Annotated in this window: 17 protein-coding genes; 7 read left to right on the plus strand and 10 right to left on the minus strand. The window is 61.0% G+C overall.

What is annotated here, in order from left to right; genetic code table 11:
- From N2601_RS22425 to N2601_RS22455, 7 genes are read right to left on the minus strand one after another with little or no spacing between them, the layout of a single operon-like run.
- Positions 1 to 954 carry an ABC transporter ATP-binding protein gene (locus N2601_RS22425; protein ID WP_260304955.1) on the minus strand — a complete coding sequence of 318 codons (954 nt, stop codon included), beginning with the start codon at positions 952 to 954 and terminating at the stop codon, positions 1 to 3.
- Positions 955 to 1,971, minus strand: coding sequence for an ABC transporter ATP-binding protein (locus N2601_RS22430; protein ID WP_260304956.1), 1,017 nt, complete (start codon positions 1,969 to 1,971; stop codon positions 955 to 957).
- 8 nt (positions 1,972 to 1,979) lie between these two features.
- Positions 1,980 to 2,897, minus strand: a complete 918-nt coding sequence (locus N2601_RS22435) for a dihydrodipicolinate synthase family protein (RefSeq protein WP_260304957.1) — start codon at positions 2,895 to 2,897, stop codon at positions 1,980 to 1,982.
- 19 nt (positions 2,898 to 2,916) lie between these two features.
- Entirely contained in the window at positions 2,917 to 3,795 is an 879-nt protein-coding gene (locus N2601_RS22440; RefSeq protein WP_260304959.1) for an ABC transporter permease, read from the minus strand.
- A 2-nt stretch (positions 3,796 to 3,797) separates the two neighbouring features.
- The gene (locus tag N2601_RS22445; protein ID WP_260304960.1) at positions 3,798 to 4,757 is read right to left on the minus strand and encodes an ABC transporter permease; all 960 of its coding nucleotides are present in this window, start codon (positions 4,755 to 4,757) and stop codon (positions 3,798 to 3,800) included.
- 55 nt (positions 4,758 to 4,812) lie between these two features.
- Positions 4,813 to 6,396, minus strand: a complete 1,584-nt coding sequence (locus tag N2601_RS22450; RefSeq protein WP_260304961.1) for an ABC transporter substrate-binding protein — start codon at positions 6,394 to 6,396, stop codon at positions 4,813 to 4,815.
- On the minus strand, positions 6,380 to 7,123 hold the full coding sequence (locus N2601_RS22455) for a FadR/GntR family transcriptional regulator (RefSeq protein ID WP_260304962.1): 744 nt from the start codon (positions 7,121 to 7,123) through the stop codon (positions 6,380 to 6,382). The genes N2601_RS22450 and N2601_RS22455 overlap by 17 nt, the downstream gene beginning before the upstream one ends.
- A gap of 172 nt (positions 7,124 to 7,295) precedes the next feature.
- Between N2601_RS22455 and cobF the strand changes: the two genes are divergently transcribed.
- From cobF to N2601_RS22480, 5 genes are all read left to right on the plus strand, one after another.
- Positions 7,296 to 8,072, plus strand: coding sequence for a precorrin-6A synthase (deacetylating) (gene cobF, locus N2601_RS22460; RefSeq protein WP_260304963.1), 777 nt, complete (start codon positions 7,296 to 7,298; stop codon positions 8,070 to 8,072).
- Positions 8,073 to 8,149: 77 nt separating this feature from the next.
- Positions 8,150 to 9,556 (plus strand): precorrin-3B synthase, encoded by a 1,407-nt coding sequence (gene cobG, locus N2601_RS22465; protein WP_260304964.1) that lies wholly within the window; start codon positions 8,150 to 8,152, stop codon positions 9,554 to 9,556.
- Between the two features lie 2 nt (positions 9,557 to 9,558).
- A complete protein-coding gene (locus N2601_RS22470; protein WP_260304965.1) occupies positions 9,559 to 10,191 on the plus strand; it encodes a precorrin-8X methylmutase in 633 nt (210 codons plus the stop codon).
- Positions 10,188 to 10,925, plus strand: a complete 738-nt coding sequence (locus tag N2601_RS22475; RefSeq protein WP_260304966.1) for a precorrin-2 C(20)-methyltransferase — start codon at positions 10,188 to 10,190, stop codon at positions 10,923 to 10,925. Before N2601_RS22470 ends, N2601_RS22475 begins: the two co-directional genes overlap by 4 nt.
- Entirely contained in the window at positions 10,922 to 11,686 is a 765-nt protein-coding gene (locus N2601_RS22480) for a precorrin-3B C(17)-methyltransferase (RefSeq protein WP_260304967.1), read from the plus strand. Before N2601_RS22475 ends, N2601_RS22480 begins: the two co-directional genes overlap by 4 nt.
- Here N2601_RS22480 and N2601_RS22485 read toward each other — a convergent pair.
- Complete coding sequence (locus N2601_RS22485; RefSeq protein WP_260304968.1) at positions 11,650 to 12,420, minus strand: cobalt-precorrin-6A reductase; 771 nt, start codon at positions 12,418 to 12,420, stop codon at positions 11,650 to 11,652. The two genes, N2601_RS22480 and N2601_RS22485, sit on opposite strands and share 37 nt — an antisense overlap.
- Here N2601_RS22485 and cbiE point away from each other — a divergent pair.
- The gene (cbiE, locus tag N2601_RS22490; RefSeq protein ID WP_260304969.1) at positions 12,419 to 13,645 is read left to right on the plus strand and encodes a precorrin-6y C5,15-methyltransferase (decarboxylating) subunit CbiE; all 1,227 of its coding nucleotides are present in this window, start codon (positions 12,419 to 12,421) and stop codon (positions 13,643 to 13,645) included. The two genes, N2601_RS22485 and cbiE, sit on opposite strands and share 2 nt — an antisense overlap.
- Positions 13,646 to 13,667: 22 nt before the next feature.
- The gene (cobM, locus tag N2601_RS22495) at positions 13,668 to 14,426 is read left to right on the plus strand and encodes a precorrin-4 C(11)-methyltransferase (RefSeq protein ID WP_260304970.1); all 759 of its coding nucleotides are present in this window, start codon (positions 13,668 to 13,670) and stop codon (positions 14,424 to 14,426) included.
- Positions 14,427 to 14,539: 113 nt separating this feature from the next.
- Here the strand turns inward: cobM and N2601_RS22500 are convergent, their stop codons facing one another.
- Complete coding sequence (locus N2601_RS22500; RefSeq protein ID WP_260304971.1) at positions 14,540 to 15,352, minus strand: TIM barrel protein; 813 nt, start codon at positions 15,350 to 15,352, stop codon at positions 14,540 to 14,542.
- Positions 15,353 to 15,520: 168 nt separating this feature from the next.
- Positions 15,521 to 16,549: a LacI family DNA-binding transcriptional regulator gene (locus tag N2601_RS22505; RefSeq protein WP_260304972.1), complete on the minus strand. Its 1,029-nt coding sequence runs from the start codon at positions 16,547 to 16,549 to the stop codon at positions 15,521 to 15,523.
- Positions 16,550 to 16,696 lie beyond the last annotated feature (147 nt).

Raw genomic sequence — 16,696 nt, forward strand, 5'->3', positions numbered from 1 at the left:
TCAATTCAAATCGTCGCGAATGCAGGCCTTGAAATGACCCGGCGCGACCTCTCTCAGCTCCGGTATCGTCTTCCCGCAGGCGTCCAATGCGTGCGGACAGCGGGTGCGGAAGACACAGCCGGAGGGTGGATTGGCCGGGCTCGGTATATCACCTCTGAGGATCTGGCGGTCGCGGCGGAGATTGGGATTGGTCGAGGGAATCGCGGAGAGCAGCGCACGCGTATAGGGATGCTGTGGGTTGGCGTAGAGATCGGCACTCGGCGCGATTTCCATGATGCGGCCGAGATAGAGGACGATCACCCGATCGCAGACATATTCGACGACGGCCAGATCATGCGAAATGAAGAGCATGGTCAGGCCGAGGCGCGTCTGCAATTCGCGCAGCAGATTGATGATCTGCGCCTGAATAGAGACATCAAGTGCCGAGACCGGCTCGTCGGCCACGATGAATTCCGGCGACAGGGTCAAGGCGCGGGCGATGCCGATGCGCTGGCGCTGGCCGCCTGAAAATTCATGTGCATAGCGATTGATCGCATCGCCAGGCAGGTCGACCTGGGCGAGGGCGGAATGCGCCCGCTCGAGCCGTTCCTTGCCGGTTCCGATGCGCTGGATATTCAGCCCTTCCGTCAGGATTTCGCCGATCGTCATGCGCGGCGAGAGGCTGGCGAAGGGGTCCTGAAAAATATATTGCATGCGCGGCCGCGTGCGTCTTAGAGCGGAGGCGGAAAGCGTGGTCAGTTCCACGCCATCGAAGCGGACGCTGCCTGCCGAGGGTTCTACGAGGCGCAGCACCGAACGTCCGATCGTGGTTTTTCCGCTGCCGGATTCGCCAACAAGCCCGACGACCTCGCCTTTGGCGATATCGAAGGAGATATTCTGAAGAACATTCAGCTTCGTGCCTCGGGACGTATAGTGTTTCCCGAGATCGCGAACCGAGAGCAAAGGCTCGCTCATCTAGATCTCCTGCCATCTTATGCAGCGGCTGCGGTGCCCCGGACCGACCTCTTCGAGCGCCGGCACGGCGGCGCGGCAGGCATCGATCGCGTATTTGCAGCGCGGGGAAAATGCGCAGCCGGCCGGCATGTTCATCAGGCTGGGGACCACACCCGGAATGGCGGCGAGCTTCTCACCGGCCTGTTTCATCCGCGCCGCATCGCCAAGACGCGGCATGGAGGCGAGAAGGCCCATTGTATAGGGGTGGCGCGGATTGCCAAAGACCTTGCCGACCGGCCCCTCTTCGACGATCCGGCCCGCATACATGACCGCAACGCGATGGGCGATCTCCGCAACAACGCCGAGATTGTGCGTGATAAACAGCATGGCCATGCCGCGTTCGCGTTGCAGCCTCAGGAGCAGATCGAGAATTTGCGCCTGGATCGTCACATCGAGCGCCGTTGTCGGTTCATCGGCAATCAGCAATGTCGGATCACACGCCAGCGCCATGGCGATCGTCACCCTCTGCCGCATGCCGCCAGAGAGTTCATGCGGATATTGGCCGGCGCGTCGCTTCGCATCCGGAATACCGACGCTGTCGAGGAGTTGCACGGCCGCATTCATCGCGGCTTTCCGACCCGCGCCGCGATGAATGCGGATCGGTTCCGATATCTGGTCGCCGATCGTGAAGACGGGATTAAGGCTCGACATCGGCTCCTGAAACACCATGCCAATATCATCGCCCCTGATCCTGCGCATATCCTCATCGTCAAGAGAGACCAGATTGCGGACCGCGCCATTCTTGCGCTTCAGGTGGATAGTGCCCGCGGCGATCCTGCCGATGTTGCGCGTGAGCAAACGCATGACGGAAAGGCTGGTCACCGATTTGCCAGAGCCGGATTCGCCGACGAGCGCCAGGGTCTTACCGGCTGCAACGGTCAGATCGATATCGTTGACGGCCGTGATCTCGCTGCCGCGGATACGGAAGATCGTTCGCAGCCCCCTGATATCGAGAACGGGATCGGCGGCCGGCTCCATTACGCGCCTCAGTTCAGCAGACCGGTTGCGCGCAGGATTTCATCGATCCGTGCGGTTTCAGCCTCGTTCAGCGCTGCGCGTGGCCGCGGCATGATGGCGGTATCGATGATGCCGAGGCTGCGCATGGCGGCTTTGAAAGCGCCTATACCGGATGCACCGCCGCTAACGCGGCCCTGGGCGACCCAAACGATTTCGAAGAGACGGCAAAGGCGCTCCTGCTCTTTTCGAGCGGCGGCCCAATCGCCGCGCTGTGCGGCGTCCCACAGGCGCACATAGCCATGCGGGTCGACGTTGGCGATGCCCGGAACGACACCGTGAGCGCCCATCAGCAAGGCATTGTCGACGACGATCTCGGAGCCGGTCATCAGGAAGACATCCTCGTGGTCGGCGAGATCGAGCAGCGCATAGCGGAAATTGCCGTCGTCGCCGCTTGAATCCTTGAGGCCGATGATGGTGCCTTCCTTGGCGAGCGTCACGACAGTCTGCCGCTGCAGCTTCACATGAACACAGACGGGAATGTCGTAGGCGACCAGCGGGACGTCCACCGCATCCCTGATATAGCGGAAATGATCGAGGATCTCGGATTGGCTGGTGACCGTATAGAACGGTGCCGTGACCACCACCGCGTCGGCGCCCGCGGCCTTCGCTATTTTCGAATGGGCGATAACGCGATCCGTCGTCGGATCGATGGCGCCGACGATGAGCGGCACGCGGCCGTTCACCACCTTTGCCGAATGCTCGATGATCTCACGCCGCCTCTTTTCGTCGTGAAAGACGACTTCGCTTGTCGAGCCGAGCACGAAGACGCCGTGGCAGCCGGCATCGATCAGATGTTCAAGAACCCGCGTATAGGACGGATAGTCGACAGTGAAATCCGGATTGAGCGGCGTTACGACAGGGGGGACGACACCCTTGAATTTGGTCATGTTTGCTTTCTTTCGGTTGTCAGTTCAGTTCGGCACGGGGATCGAAGGCGTCTCTGAGGCCATCGCCGATGAAGTTGATTGCGAGCACAGCAAGGATCAGCGCTCCGCCAGGGAAGAGCCATTGCCAGGGATATTGTTCGAGCACGGCGGTCGACCGGGCGGCGTTCAGCATGTTGCCCCAGCTTGCCGCAGGCGGGGCAATGCCGAGACCGAGGAAGGACAGACCCGCCTCCAGCAGGATGGCATTGGCGATCTGCAGCGTTGCGTAGACGACGAGGATGTCGATCGCGTTCGGCAGGCCATGGCGAAAAAGCAGGTGTCCAATGCCGGCGCCCATACCGCGCGAGGCCATGACGAAATCGCGCTCGCGCAGTTCCAGAAGCCGCGAGCGGACCATGCGCGCAAGAAGCGGCCAGGAGAGCAGCGAGATGACCAGCACCGTCGGCCAGATGCCAGTGCCGGCGATCGAGGCGAGCACCAGCAGGAAGATGACAGGCGGCAGGGTCATCACCAGATCGACGAAGCGCATGGAGACGGCATCAGCCCACCGGCCGGCGAGTGCCGAGACGGCGCCGAAGAGGAAGCCGATGATCGCGGAAAGGGCGGTCGATGCGGCGGCAACGAGCAGCGAAATCCGCCCGCCTTCCAGAACACGCGCAAACACGTCGCGGCCGACTCCATCGGTTCCGAACCAGTGCGTTGCCGTCGGGCCGCTGTTCATGGCCAGCAGATCGATATCGTTCGGCTGAAACTTCCACCACAGCGGATAGGAGAGGATCAGCAGCAACATTGGAATAGCGACGCAAATGCCGGCGACGGCGGCGTGGTTCAATAGAAAGCGTTCGAATGCGCGAGCGAGCGGCCCGGGGCTGCGGCGGGACGTGGAGCGAGCAAACATCGTCAGCCCACCTTGATGCGCGGATCGACAACCGCGTAGGTGATATCGGTCAGAAGATTAACGACGATGACGCAGATGCCGATGACGAGCGTCGCGCCCATGATGACGGGGTAGTCTCGCGTCTCCACTGCATTGACGAGAAGCAGGCCCATGCCCGGCCAGTTAAAGACGCTCTCGATGAAGATGGCGCCGCCGATCGCAAGCCCGATGGTCGAGCCGATGAGGGTTACGATGGGAAGGAGGGCATTGCGCAGCGCATGCTTGGTGATGACCCAGAACTCCTTCACTCCCTTGGCGCGAGCCGTGCGCACGTAATCCTGATTGAGGACTTCGAGCAGCGAAGCGCGCATATAACGCGTGATCAATGCGGCCTGCGCGATGGACAGCAGCGCGGCGGGCAGGATCAGGTGATGAATAAGATCACCGATCGAAAATTCCTCGCCAGGCGTCAGCATGCCGCCGGAGGGCATCCAATGCAGGCGAACGGAGAAGACATAGAGGCCAATGAGGGCGCTGAGGAACGCAGGGCTGGAAATACCGGCAAGCGCGAACACCGAGAAGGACAGGTCGGCGAGCGAATTGCGGCGGACGGCGCTGAAAACGCCCACGGCAATGCCGGCAATAACGGCGATCACAAGCGCCGAACCCATGAGAAGCACCGTCGGTCCGATCCGTGACAGCACAAGACCGAGAACCGGCTGGTCGAGACGTTTGATCGAATAGCCGAGATTGCCCGTCAGCGCGTTCTGCAGCCATCCAAGGTATTGCAGCGGCAAGGGCTGGTCGAGCCCCAAACTCCTGCGCAGGTTCGCAAGGTCGGTCGGCGACATCGGGACATTCGGATCGATATAAGCATCGATCGGATCGCCGGGCGTCAGACGCAAGAGGAGGAAGATCAGCATGCTCAGGGCGATGAGCATGCCAGCCCCTATGGCCAGGCGTCGAAGGCTGTATCGAAGCATTGTAAATCCTGTCAGGATGGCCGAGGCCGCCCTCAAGGCTTTGGAAGGAAACGCCTTATTCGGCGATCGACCATTTCTGCGGATTGGCCTGATAAGGCCCGCCGCCAGGCGCCGGCGTCCAGACGAAATCCTTCACCTTGGACGAGACGATGCCATAGCGCTTTGCCACCCAGAGCGTTGCCCAGGGCAAGTTCGTATTCATGACCTTGCAGACGTCCTGATAGCGGCCGTCGCGTTTGGAACCGTCGGTCTCGGTCAGTGCGGCGTTGAGCGCGGCGCTCAGATCCGGCATGCGCGCTCGAACGACATTCGCTCCGGCTGGCGGAATCTGGCTTTCGTTCAGCCCGACATTGATGCTTCCGGCATCCGGTCCGTTCTGAAGTCCGGCGTAGACCATTTGGAACTGCGCGACATCCGGTTTCGCGTTGAGCACGATGCTGTTGTAAGTCGGCGCATCGACGGCGCGTGGGACGACATTGATGCCGACTTGGGCGAGCATCGCTTGGACAGCAGCCAGAACATTGGTCGCGAGCGGCGTTGTGTAATAGGTCAGCAGCGTGATCGGCTTGCTACCGTTGATCTGATCCCATCCCGCTTCCGTCAGCAACTGTTTGGCTTTTGCCGGGTCGTAGGCATAGTCGTCGACGCCTTTTGGTATCAGTTGCTCGGCAACATAGGCGCAATTGGCAGGCTTGGCCGCGCCGCCATAGAGGCTCTTGATGATGGCATCGCGATTGATCGCGTACATCACCGCCTTGCGGACGCGCGGATCCTTCCAGATGGGGGAATCGTGGTTGAAGCCGAGATAGTTGACGACGAAAGAATCGCCTTCGATGACCCTGAAATTCTTATCGTCCTTGAAAGTCGGCACGTCGTTGGAATCGACGTAAGTGAACTGGATTTCACCGGATCTCAGAGCCGCGATCGCCGCAGCCGGATTGGCGAAATAGCGGTTGATGATGCGTTCGAGCGCAGGCTTGCCGCCGCGGTATTCGGTGTTGGCGGCGAGCTCGACATATTGATCGGATACGTATTTCGTGAACTTGAAAGGTCCAGTGCCGATCGGCGTGGTGGACCACCATGTACTCTTGGCCAACTGATCGGCCGGTATCGCGGACAGGGCATGTTGCGGCAGCATCATGACCTTGGTCATGGTATCGAGAAAGCTGCCGGTCGGCGCGCTCAGCTTGACCACAACCGTGTGCTCGTCCGGCGTTTCGACGGATGAAATGCTTTGCAGCCGGGCGGCGAGTACCGAACCGGTCTTGGCGTTCATGGCGAGGCCGATGGTGAACTTGGCGTCCTTGGCCGTAAATGCCTGGCCGTCATGCCATTTGGCGTCCGTCAGCTTGAACGTGTAGGTCTTCTGATCCGGGCTCACCTCGTAGGAGCTAGCGAGTTCGCCGACGACTTTCTGCAGCTTCTCGTCATAGGCGACGAGCGGTTCGTAATAGATGCTGAGCCAGGTGAATCCCGCCGTTGCGGCAAGAGGATTGAAGTTGCCTTGGAAGCCGCCCGGGCCGACATCGAAGCCGCCGGAAAGGGTCGCGGCCCGCGCCTGGCCGACAAGGGCCGGAATTGCGGTCGTCGACAGCATGGCTGCAAGGGCGATGACGGATAGTCTATATGCTCTCCTCATGTGTTCCTCCCACATTTGAACTTGTCTTGTTGTTGGCAATCACCCGGGCAATGCCTTCGTAGTGCCGATCCAGGCGTCTGCGCGCCTCCTTCAGATCCTTTGCTTCCACTGCATCCACGATCGCGGCATGATCGCGCCAGGTCGCCATCGGATCGACGTTCTCCAGGTTCACGAAATCCGAAGCCTTGTAGAAAGCGAGCCAGAAGACATCGATCAGCCGCACGAGCGTTTCATTGTGCTGGCAGCGAAAGAGCAGCCGATGAAAGAGCTGATCGTCTTCGGCAAAGGTCTCTCCGCGCTCGGCATGGACGCGCATCCTGTTGACCGTGCTGCGCAGTTCGGCGATGTCTTCCTCGCCGATCATCTCGATGGTCTTGCTAATCAATCCCACTTCCAGCGTGCGGCGGATTTCGAGGACCTCCTCGATTTGCCGCAGCGCGCCACCGAGGCCATAGGCGAGATTGTCGAGCAACGGTTCAAAGGAAAAAGCCTTCACGAAGATGCCAACACCGCGCCGCGTCTCCAGCACACCGAGCGATTCCAGCGCCTTAATCCCCTCCCGCAGCGAATTCCGGCTGACGCCGAGCTGCGTCGCGAGCTCTCCTTCGGCCGGCAGAAGCGTGCCGGGCGCTAACCCGTTTTCATCGATATAGGCGCGCAAACTCTCCTGCACGGAAACATGCAGCAGGGGTGCGCGGGTCAGGGGCTTCATCGATTTCAAGGCCATCGTTGGTTCTTCCGCGCATATTCGTAATGGAGATGAAGCTTACATATCCACTTGTAGGATATCTGTCAAATGGCGGCCTACCGATTGATGCCGAGTGGCCAACTTGATCGCCCGCCACACTTGAAATGCCCCTCCGCTTCCGGCAAACAGCCGCAAGAACGAGGACGAGGAAATGAGGCACATCTATTTAGTCGGCATCGGAACGGGTAATCCCGAGCACCTGACAGTGCAGGCGATCAATGCGCTGAATAAGGTGGATGTCATTTTCATCCCCAGCAAAGGGGCGGCCAAGGCCGAGCTTGCCGATGTGCGGAAAGACATCTGCCAGCGCTATGTGACGAACGAGGCTGTCCGCTTCGTCGACTATGCCGTGCCGGTACGCCAGACGGCGGACCGCAGCTACGTGCAAAGCGTCGATGACTGGCACGCCCAGATTTCGTCGACCTACGAAGCGCTGTTCCAGGATCATATGGCGGAACACGCAAGCGCTGCCTTCCTGGTCTGGGGCGATCCCAGTCTCTACGACAGCACGATCCGCATCATCGAGCGGGTCAAGGCACGGGACCGTGTTGCCCTGGGCTATAGCGTCATACCCGGAATCACCAGCATCCAGGCTTTGACGGCAAGCCATCGCATTCCGCTCAATCTTGTCGGAAAGCCGGTGCAGATCACGACTGGGCGCCGACTGGCCGAGAGCTTTCCGGGTATGGTCGAGACAGCCGTCGTCATGCTCGACGGCGAGCTGGCTTTCAGCAAGATCGATGATCCCGATGCCTATATTTATTGGGGCGCCTACCTTGGCACCGAGGATGAAATCACCATTGCAGGCCGCCTTGCCGATGTGTCTGACCGTATCGTGGCGACCCGGTCGGAAGCGCGTGCGAAGCATGGGTGGATCATGGATATCTATCTGCTGCGAAAAGGCTCAGATTTCGACGATCAGGCATGAGGCACTGTGCCGCCGCCAAATTGTTTGCCCGCCGATGAGGATTATGTAAGGACATGCTCTTCGGGAAGGATGGTCCTATGGCGAAGGCCGACTTGATGGAAGAGCGCGATATTTCCTTGCGGAAGGATATCGATGCCATTGCCTGTGTTCCGGGCGCGTCGTCGATGGCCCGCGGCGCCTGCCCGTCGCTCAGTGCCCCGATGATGACTGGTGACGGACTGCTCGTGCGGCTGCGTCCGACGAAGCCGGGCCTGACGATCGGGCAATTCCGGACGCTTGCCCAGGCGGCGGAGAGACATGGCAACGGATTGATGGAAATCACGGCGCGCGGCAATCTTCAACTGCGCGGCATGACTACCGAAAGCATGAGCGGACTTGCCGCGGATATCGAACGAGCCGACATCGTCCCGGAAACCGGCGTCACGATTGAGATCCCGCCGTTCAGCGGACTGGACCCACTGGAGATCGCCGATGCCAGGGAGCTAGCCAGCCGGCTTCGTCAACAGATCGCCGCCCTCGATCCTAAGCCGATACTGGCACCCAAGCTGGCCATTATCATCGATGCCGGCGGGCGGCTGAGCCTCGATACGATCACCGCGGATATTCGGTTGAAGGCGGCGAGAACCGCCAATGGTTCGACGGCATGGGTTCTCGCAATCGGCGGTACGGCAAAAACGGCGAAGGTTCTTGCATCTTTGTCCACCGAACAATCCATATCGGCTGTCATCAAGCTACTGAAAACGCTGGCGTTTCTCGGACCGAGCGCACGCGGCCGCGATCTGGATGTAAACAGCCTGCGCATAGAGTATCAGTCGCCGGTAGCCAGCGTACTCGGCACAGCCGACCCGCATGTTTCACCAATCGGCATCCATTCTCTCGGCGGCGATCGTCTCGCGCTCGGCCTGCGCCCATCCTTCGGGCAGATCCATGCGAGAGACATTCTCCGCTTTCTCGCCATCGCCGAGGCCGCTGGAGCAAGCGAAATCCGCACTGCGCCGGAGCACGCCATGGTGGTGCTGGGGCTGGGGCTCGAGGCGGCAAAGGCCGTTCAGTCGGCCGCAGCCGATTGCGGTTTTCGGACGCGTGCCGATGATCCGTCAAATCACCTGGAAGTCTGCGCCGGAGCAGGGGCTTGCGCTTCCGCTTTCTACGCGACGAAATCCGCGGCGGCGGATCTTCTGGACCTAGCCCCCGAACTGCTCGACGGCTCGCTCTCGGTGCATCTGTCCGGCTGCCGCAAAGGCTGTGCCCATCCGGGCAATAGTGCAGTCACCATTGTCGGTGCGCCAATGGGCTATGGGGTTGTCGTAAATGGGTCCGCATCGAGCGAGCCTGTGGCCTACATCGGGAAAGAAGAGTTAAAATCCGCTCTGGCAGAGATGAACAGGCTGGTGCGGAATAACAAAGTTGCTGGCGAATCGGCGGAGGAGTGTCTTACACGGCTCGGCACCGACGCGATCATTACAGCGCTACGACAGGGGTAGGAATGCCGGACTATGATTATATCCGCGATGGGAACGCGATCTACGAGCGCTCCTTCGCGATCATCCGCAGCGAGGCCGATCTGTCGCGCTTTTCGGAAGCTGAGGCCGACGTTGCGGTACGCATGATCCATGCCTGCGGCCTCGTCGAAGCCTCGGAACACTTCGTCTTCTCTCCCGATTTCGTTGCGACTGCCCGCGCGGCGCTTGCCAACGGCGCGCCGATCTTCTGCGATGCCGAAATGGTCGCCCATGGTGTCACGCGCGCACGCCTGCCGGCGGCCAATGAGGTGATTTGCACACTGCATGATCCCCGCACGTCGGAACTGGCGAAGACGACCGGCAACACCCGCTCGGCAGCCGCGATGCATCTCTGGGGCGATCGTCTGGCAGGCGCTGTCGTCGCCATCGGCAATGCGCCGACGGCGTTGTTCCATCTCCTCGAAATGCTGCGCGACGGAGCGCCGAAGCCGGCCGCTATCATCGGCATGCCCGTCGGATTCGTTGGCGCTGCTGAATCCAAGGACGCGTTGGCGGAAAATTCCTATGGCGTTCCCTATGCCATCGTTCGTGGCCGTCTTGGCGGCAGCGCCATCACCGCCGCCGCGATCAACGCATTGGCGAGGTCTGGCCTATGAGCGCGCAGTCTACTGGCCGGCTGATCGGCGTTGGCACCGGGCCTGGCGATCCGGAATTGCTGACGGTCAAGGCAGTCAAAGCCCTGGAGAAAGCCGAGGTCGTCGCTTATTTCGCCAAGCAGGGTAAAAATGGCAATGGTCGCGGCGTCGTTGGGGATGTGCTCAGAACCGACGTGACGCTGCTGCCGCTCTACTATCCCGTGACGACGGAAATCGACAAGAACGAGGCGGAATACAAGAGACAGATCACCGATTTCTACGATGCCTCCGCCGAGATGGTCGCTGCCTACCTAAAGGATGGCAAGACGGTAGCCGTGCTCAGCGAAGGCGATCCGCTGTTCTACGGTTCCTATATGCATCTGCATGTGCGGCTTGCCGACCGCTATCCGACAGAAGTCATTCCTGGCGTAACGGCGATGTCCGGCTGCTGGTCGCTGGCTGGCATGCCGATGGTGCAGGGGGATGATGTTCTTTCCGTGCTCCCGGGCACTATGGCGGAAGCCGAACTTGCCCGCCGGCTCGCCGACACCCAGGCGGCGGTGATCATGAAGGTCGGCCGCAACTTGCCGAAAATCCGCCGTGCCCTTGAAGCTGCAGGACGCCTTGACGAGGCAATCTATGTCGAGCGCGGAACGATGGCGAATGGCGCGGTCACACCCCTCACGAAGAGGGGGGATGCGGAAGCTCCCTATTTCTCGCTGATCCTTATTCCCGGTTGGAAAGACAAGCCATGAGCGGCCGTCTCTATGTCATCGGCACCGGTCCCGGCAATCCGGCGCAGATGACGCCGGAAGCGCTGGCGGCTGTGGCCGACTCGGCGGAATTTTTCGGTTATGGCCCGTATCTCGATCGCCTGTCGCTACGACCTGATCAGCTTCGCCACGCCTCCGACAACCGCGAGGAGCTGGATCGCGCCAAGACGGCGCTGGAGCGTGCGGTCGCCGGCGCCAATGTCTGCGTCGTTTCGGGTGGCGATCCCGGCGTTTTTGCCATGGCGGCAGCAGTCTGCGAGGCGATCGACAATGGACCGAGCGAATGGCGGGATGTCGATCTCGTCGTCGTGCCGGGTATCACCGCCATGCTCGCCGTCGCGGCTCGCATTGGGGCGCCCTTGGGGCACGATTTCTGCGCCATCTCGCTATCAGACAATCTAAAGCCCTGGAATATAATAGAAAATAGACTGCGCCTGGTTGCGGAAGCAGGGCTTGTGATCGCCCTCTACAATCCCATCAGCAAAGCACGCCCCTGGCAGCTCGGCAAAGCCTTCGACATCTTGCGTGAGGTTCTGCCTGCCGACGTTCCTGTCATTTTCGGCCGCGCTGCGGGCCGGCCGGATGAACGCATGACAGTTGCAAGGTTGGCGGATGCGCAAGCGTCGAGCGCTGATATGGCGACCTGCGTCATCATCGGTTCGGCCGAGACTCGTGTCATTGCCCGAGAGACAAAACCCGATCTGGTTTATACGCCACGCTTCATCAAGGACGGGGCAAGATGATCGATATGGTGCAGCGCCGCCTCGACAGTCTCGACCGCCAGCATATCGGCAACGGGTGCGCGCTCGATCATGATCACTTCGATGCCGAGTTGCCGCGCCGCCTCGATCTTCGCGTAGGTCGCACTGCCGCCGCTGTTCTTCGTCACGATCACGTCGATACGATGGTGCCGCAACATGACCAGCTCGTCCGCCAGCCGGAACGGACCCTTGGAATGGATATAGGTGACGTTGGGCGCTGTCAGCGGCGGCTCGACCGGATCGACGCTGCGCACCCAATAATGATGGATGGGCGCGGCATTAGCGTAATGCGCCTCCTGTCGGCCGATCGCCAGGAAGACGTGACGAGGGGTCGGACCAAGCGCAGCAATTGCCTTCGAAACAGTTTGCACCGAGCGCCAACGATCGCCCTCGACGGGCAGCCAGGCCGGCCTGCGAAGTGCGAAGGCGGAGATGCCGCTCAGGGTAGCCGCTTCCGCGGCATTGGCGGAAATGCGGGCGGCGAAGGGATGGGTCGCGTCTATCAGCAGATCGATCGCCTCATCCACCAAATAGCGGGAAAGACCCTGAGCACCGCCGAACCCGCCGCTGCGCACGGGAACCGGCTGCGGAGCCGGATCGACGGTTCTGCCGGCCAGCGACAACACGACATCGAGATCAGCGCGCGCCGCCAGCGCCTCCGCCAATTGACGGGCTTCCGTCGTGCCGCCCAAGATCAGAATGCGGGTCTTGCCCATGTCTGAGATGCCTTCCACTCAACGCTGGCTCACTCTTATCGGCATCGGCGAGGACGGTCCAGCCGGGCTTGGCGACGATGCGAAACGTCTGATTGCTGCGGCGCCCGTCGTCTTCGGCGGCACGCGGCATATCGAACTGATGCAGGCGCTGATCAAGGGCGAAGCGCGGAGCTGGCTGAGCCCCTTCGAGAAATCCGTTGAAGCCGTGCTGGCGCGACGCGGAATGCCGACCGTCGTTCTTGCCTCCGGCGATCCCTTCTTCTATGGCGCCGGCGCCACGCTCTCGCGGCATGTTCCGGCATCTGAGATGACCGTCATTCCGGCACCCTCTTCCTTCAGCCTTGCCGCCTCGCGCCTCGGCTGGCCTTTGCAGGACGTGACCGTTCTTTCCCTGCATGGCCGGCCGCTCGACCTCATCCGCCCGCATCTCCATCCCGGCCGCAAGATCCTGGCCCTGACGTCGGATGGTGAAGGTCCCGCCGATCTGGCGCGTCTGTTGCAGGAAAGCGGATTTGGCCAATCGACGCTGACAGTTCTCGAAGCTCTGGGTGGACCCGATGAGCGGGTTTCGACGCGGCGGGCGGCGGATTTCACGCTTTCCGGCATCAATGATTTGAACCTTTGTGGTATCGAAGTTGCGGCAGTTGATGGCGCTCGCATCCTGCCGTTCAGCGCCGGACTGGATGACAGCCTGTTCGAACATGATGGCCAGATCACCAAACGGGAAATCCGGGCAATAACCTCGTCGGCGCTGGCGCCGCGCCACGGCGAGTTGTTGTGGGATATTGGCGCTGGCTCCGGTTCCATCGGCATTGAATGGATGCTGGCGCATCCTTCGATGCGCGCCGTCGCGGTCGAATCTTCCAGCGAACGCGCTGCTCGCATTCGCCGTAATGCGGCAAGCTTCGGCGTTCCGGGGCTTACCATCATCGAAGGACAGGCGCCGCAAGCGCTTGCCGGTCTGCCGGCACCGGATGCGATCTTCATCGGCGGGGGCGGCAGTGAAGCCGGCGTCATGGATGCGGCCATTGCCGGATTGAAAAGGGGAGGGCGGCTGGTCGCCAACGCGGTGACCACCGAGATGGAGGCTGTCCTGCTTGCCGAACACGCCCGTCGCGGCGGCTCGCTGATCCGTATCGATATCGCCCGCGCCGCACCCGTTGGCGCCATGACCGGCTGGCGGCCGGCCATGCCGGTGACGCAATGGTCCTGGGTCAAACCATAAAAATGAAAAACGAGGTAGCGGAATGACGGTGCATTTCATCGGAGCGGGGCCCGGAGCTGCGGACCTGATCACCGTGCGTGGGAGGGATCTGATCGGCAAGTGCCCGGTCTGTCTCTATGCAGGCTCGATCGTCTCGCCGGAACTCCTGCAATATTGCCCGCCCGGCGCCCGTATCATCGATACGGCGCCGATGTCGCTCGATGAGATCGAGGCCGAATATCTAAAGGCTGCCGCGTCCGGCGAGGATGTCGCCCGCCTGCATTCGGGTGACCTCTCCGTGTGGAGCGCCGTCGCCGAGCAGATCCGCCGTCTGGAAAGGCACGGCATCCCTTATACACTGACCCCCGGCGTTCCCGCTTTCGCAGCGGCGGCGTCTGCGCTCGGGCGCGAGCTGACCATACCTGCCGTCGCACAAAGCCTTGTCCTGACACGCGTTTCCGGCCGCGCTTCGCCGATGCCGAACAATGAAACACTGGAAAAATTCGGCGCCACGGGCGCGACGCTCGCCATCCATCTGGCAATCCACGCACTCGGGCAGGTGGTCGAGGAACTGACGCCGCTTTATGGCGCGGATTGCCCGGTTGCTATCGTTGTTAAAGCCTCCTGGCCGGACGAACGCGTCCTTCGCGGCACGCTAGGCACGATCGAGGCACAGGTGGCGGCAGAACCGATCGAACGTACGGCGCTGATTTTCGTCGGCCCATCGCTGGCCGCCAGCGATTTCCGCGAAAGCTCGCTCTATGAGCCCGCCTATCAGCGCCGCTTCCGAGGCAGGGAATAACGGCGGCTTCGGGAATTTGTATATCATTCCGTCAGAGTATGGCTTGCATAATCGTCGGCTGCACTTGCGCAATTGACCAACGAGACCCAGTGGTCTCGTTGGTCAAGCTGCCATCAAACGTGTGCGGCCAGATATGCCATGCTTTCCTTCAAAGCTTCGACGGGTTCCTTCAGCGCATGCACATCCGGCGCAAAGGGCTCGAAGGAGAAGGGGCCGGCATAGCCGGCGGACAATAGCGCCCGCATTTGTCCGACATTGTCGAGACGATCGCTGGCATCGACCAGAACGCGATGCGGATCGCGCATATCGGCAACCGAGACGGCGGAATCGCTGACGCCGGAAATATGAACCAATCCGGTGAGATTGGGGAAAGTTGCTGCTTCGCCAGCGAGATGATGATGGAAGGTGTCGTGAACAAGACGGAAGATCGATTGCGCGCCGAGCTTTTCGATCGCAGCGGCGGCTTCGGTCTTCGAGCGCAATGAGCAGATCTCGAAGCCAAGCGGTTCCACCAGGCCAATGATCCCGGCGGCATCCAGCATCGGCTTCAGCGCCGTCAACGCCGTTTCGAGGTTCTGCCTGCGCGCCTCGGGCTCCCTGCCGCTACCGTCATTGACGGGAACGAGCACCAGCGCTTTTGCGCCGCAATCCCGCGCATAGCCGATGAGTTCCGCCGCTTCCGTGGCGCGCGCCTCGTTCCACTCGTTGAAACGCTGCAGCGCGTTGATCGAGATGATCGTCAGTCCATGACGCGCCGCGAGTTCCTTGACCGCTGCTGCCGGCGTTCCGTCCAGGATAGCATTGCCGGCCAAATCATTGCGGATTTCGACGCTATCGATGCCGAGTGTTTTCGCCCCGGAAAAGAACGATTCCAGGCTGAGGGACGGCGCACACATATGATTGAGCGCGAAACGAATGGAACTCATGGCAGGCATTCCTCCTCTTGGTCGCCGGCCCAACAGGACGTCGATCAGCCGTGCGTATTCCGCAAATGACTATCGACAATCACGCGGCCGATCCACAGGCAAGCACCGGCTTCTTCCATCATCCATGATAGAAATATTCTGCCCGATGATGGGATTCCATCACATTCGCTAGATATTTTCCGAGACGAAAATATCGAAGGGCAGGAAGGACTGCCCCGGCATTGCCGCTTCGCCGCGTTCGATGGCGCCGATCATCAAATCGATGAGCTCCTTGCAGAGTGAAGGGAGAGGGGTGCCGATGACCATGGTGACGACATCGTCGGCGAGTGCCGCCTTCGATTCCGGTGTCAGCTCGTTGACGACGACGATCAGCTTGCCGGCAAGCCCCTCCTCGTGAATGGCGGAAATCGCGCCTTCCATGCCGCCGCCACAGACGTAAAAGCCGATGAGATCGGGATGTTTTTGCAGCAGGTTGAGCGTTGCCTCATGGGTGATTTCCGCCGTGTCCAGATTGATCAGCGTATCCAGCACCTCGAAATCCGGGGCGTTCTCGCGAAAATAGGAGCGAAAGCCAATCTCGCGCAGTTCATGGCCGTGAAAGCGATGGCTTCCGACGAAGCAGGCGACCTTGCCTGGATGGCGAGCAGATCGGGCAATCGTCCAGGCGGCGGTGCGCCCGACCTTGCGGTTATCGACGCCAACATAGGTTTCGCGAACGCCTGTCGCGAAATCGGAGAGCAGCGAAAAGACCGGGATGCCTTTTTCCTTCAGCTCCTCTATTGCCGTCGTCACTGCAGGATAATCCGGCGCAACCAGGGCGATCGCCTGGCTCCGCGCTGCCATGGATTTCAGCTTCTCGACAATTGCCGTCGGGGTCGATGCGGCGACGAAATCGATATGTGCATGGACGCGCGCGGTTGCGAGTGCCTGTGCCGCCGCGCCGATCTCCTTGGCAAACGACTGGTAGAAGGGCTGGGACGGTTTTTGCAGCAAGAACCCCAATCGATATTGGGGCAGATCCTCAAAGACACGCTGCCGCAGCAAACCCACGGCATGGTAGCCGATCGATTGCGCCGCCTCATAGACGCGCTTAGCCGTCTCCTCCCGGACGCGATGGCGTCCGTTCAGCACGCGGTCGATGGTTGCGACGCTGACGCCGGAAGCCTTAGCAAGATCAGCGATGGTTGGTCTGCGCATGGATGGTCCTGAGGTATTCCATCATGAATGAGATGGGCGGTTGATGGAATATGATAGATTCCATCATCGTTGCATTGAGGCAAGCAAAAACTCGACCTATCATCCCAGTCATCAGGTGCGGCGCTGGTTTGCGACGCGGGAGGCAGG

The organism is Rhizobium sp. CB3060, assembly GCF_025200735.1.
In the GTDB taxonomy this organism is placed as follows: Bacteria; Pseudomonadota; Alphaproteobacteria; order Rhizobiales; family Rhizobiaceae; genus Rhizobium.

Bases quoted from the DNA above. Each gene is read 5' to 3' on its own strand.
- N2601_RS22470 (WP_260304965.1), top strand. From the start codon at position 9,559: ATGCCGGACTATGATTATATCCGCGATGGGAACGCGATCTACGAGCGC.
- N2601_RS22450 (WP_260304961.1), bottom strand. From the start codon at position 6,396: ATGAGGAGAGCATATAGACTATCCGTCATCGCCCTTGCAGCCATGCTG.
- cobF (WP_260304963.1), top strand. From the start codon at position 7,296: ATGAGGCACATCTATTTAGTCGGCATCGGAACGGGTAATCCCGAGCAC.
- N2601_RS22500 (WP_260304971.1), bottom strand. From the start codon at position 15,352: ATGAGTTCCATTCGTTTCGCGCTCAATCATATGTGTGCGCCGTCCCTC.
- N2601_RS22455 (WP_260304962.1), bottom strand. From the start codon at position 7,123: ATGGCCTTGAAATCGATGAAGCCCCTGACCCGCGCACCCCTGCTGCAT.
- cobM (WP_260304970.1), top strand. From the start codon at position 13,668: ATGACGGTGCATTTCATCGGAGCGGGGCCCGGAGCTGCGGACCTGATC.
- N2601_RS22480 (WP_260304967.1), top strand. From the start codon at position 10,922: ATGAGCGGCCGTCTCTATGTCATCGGCACCGGTCCCGGCAATCCGGCG.
- N2601_RS22440 (WP_260304959.1), bottom strand. From the start codon at position 3,795: ATGTTTGCTCGCTCCACGTCCCGCCGCAGCCCCGGGCCGCTCGCTCGC.
- N2601_RS22475 (WP_260304966.1), top strand. From the start codon at position 10,188: ATGAGCGCGCAGTCTACTGGCCGGCTGATCGGCGTTGGCACCGGGCCT.
- N2601_RS22435 (WP_260304957.1), bottom strand. From the start codon at position 2,897: ATGACCAAATTCAAGGGTGTCGTCCCCCCTGTCGTAACGCCGCTCAAT.
- cbiE (WP_260304969.1), top strand. From the start codon at position 12,419: ATGTCTGAGATGCCTTCCACTCAACGCTGGCTCACTCTTATCGGCATC.
- cobG (WP_260304964.1), top strand. From the start codon at position 8,150: ATGGCGAAGGCCGACTTGATGGAAGAGCGCGATATTTCCTTGCGGAAG.
- N2601_RS22505 (WP_260304972.1), bottom strand. From the start codon at position 16,549: ATGCGCAGACCAACCATCGCTGATCTTGCTAAGGCTTCCGGCGTCAGC.
- N2601_RS22445 (WP_260304960.1), bottom strand. From the start codon at position 4,757: ATGCTTCGATACAGCCTTCGACGCCTGGCCATAGGGGCTGGCATGCTC.
- N2601_RS22425 (WP_260304955.1), bottom strand. From the start codon at position 954: ATGAGCGAGCCTTTGCTCTCGGTTCGCGATCTCGGGAAACACTATACG.
- N2601_RS22430 (WP_260304956.1), bottom strand. From the start codon at position 1,971: ATGGAGCCGGCCGCCGATCCCGTTCTCGATATCAGGGGGCTGCGAACG.
- N2601_RS22485 (WP_260304968.1), bottom strand. From the start codon at position 12,420: ATGGGCAAGACCCGCATTCTGATCTTGGGCGGCACGACGGAAGCCCGT.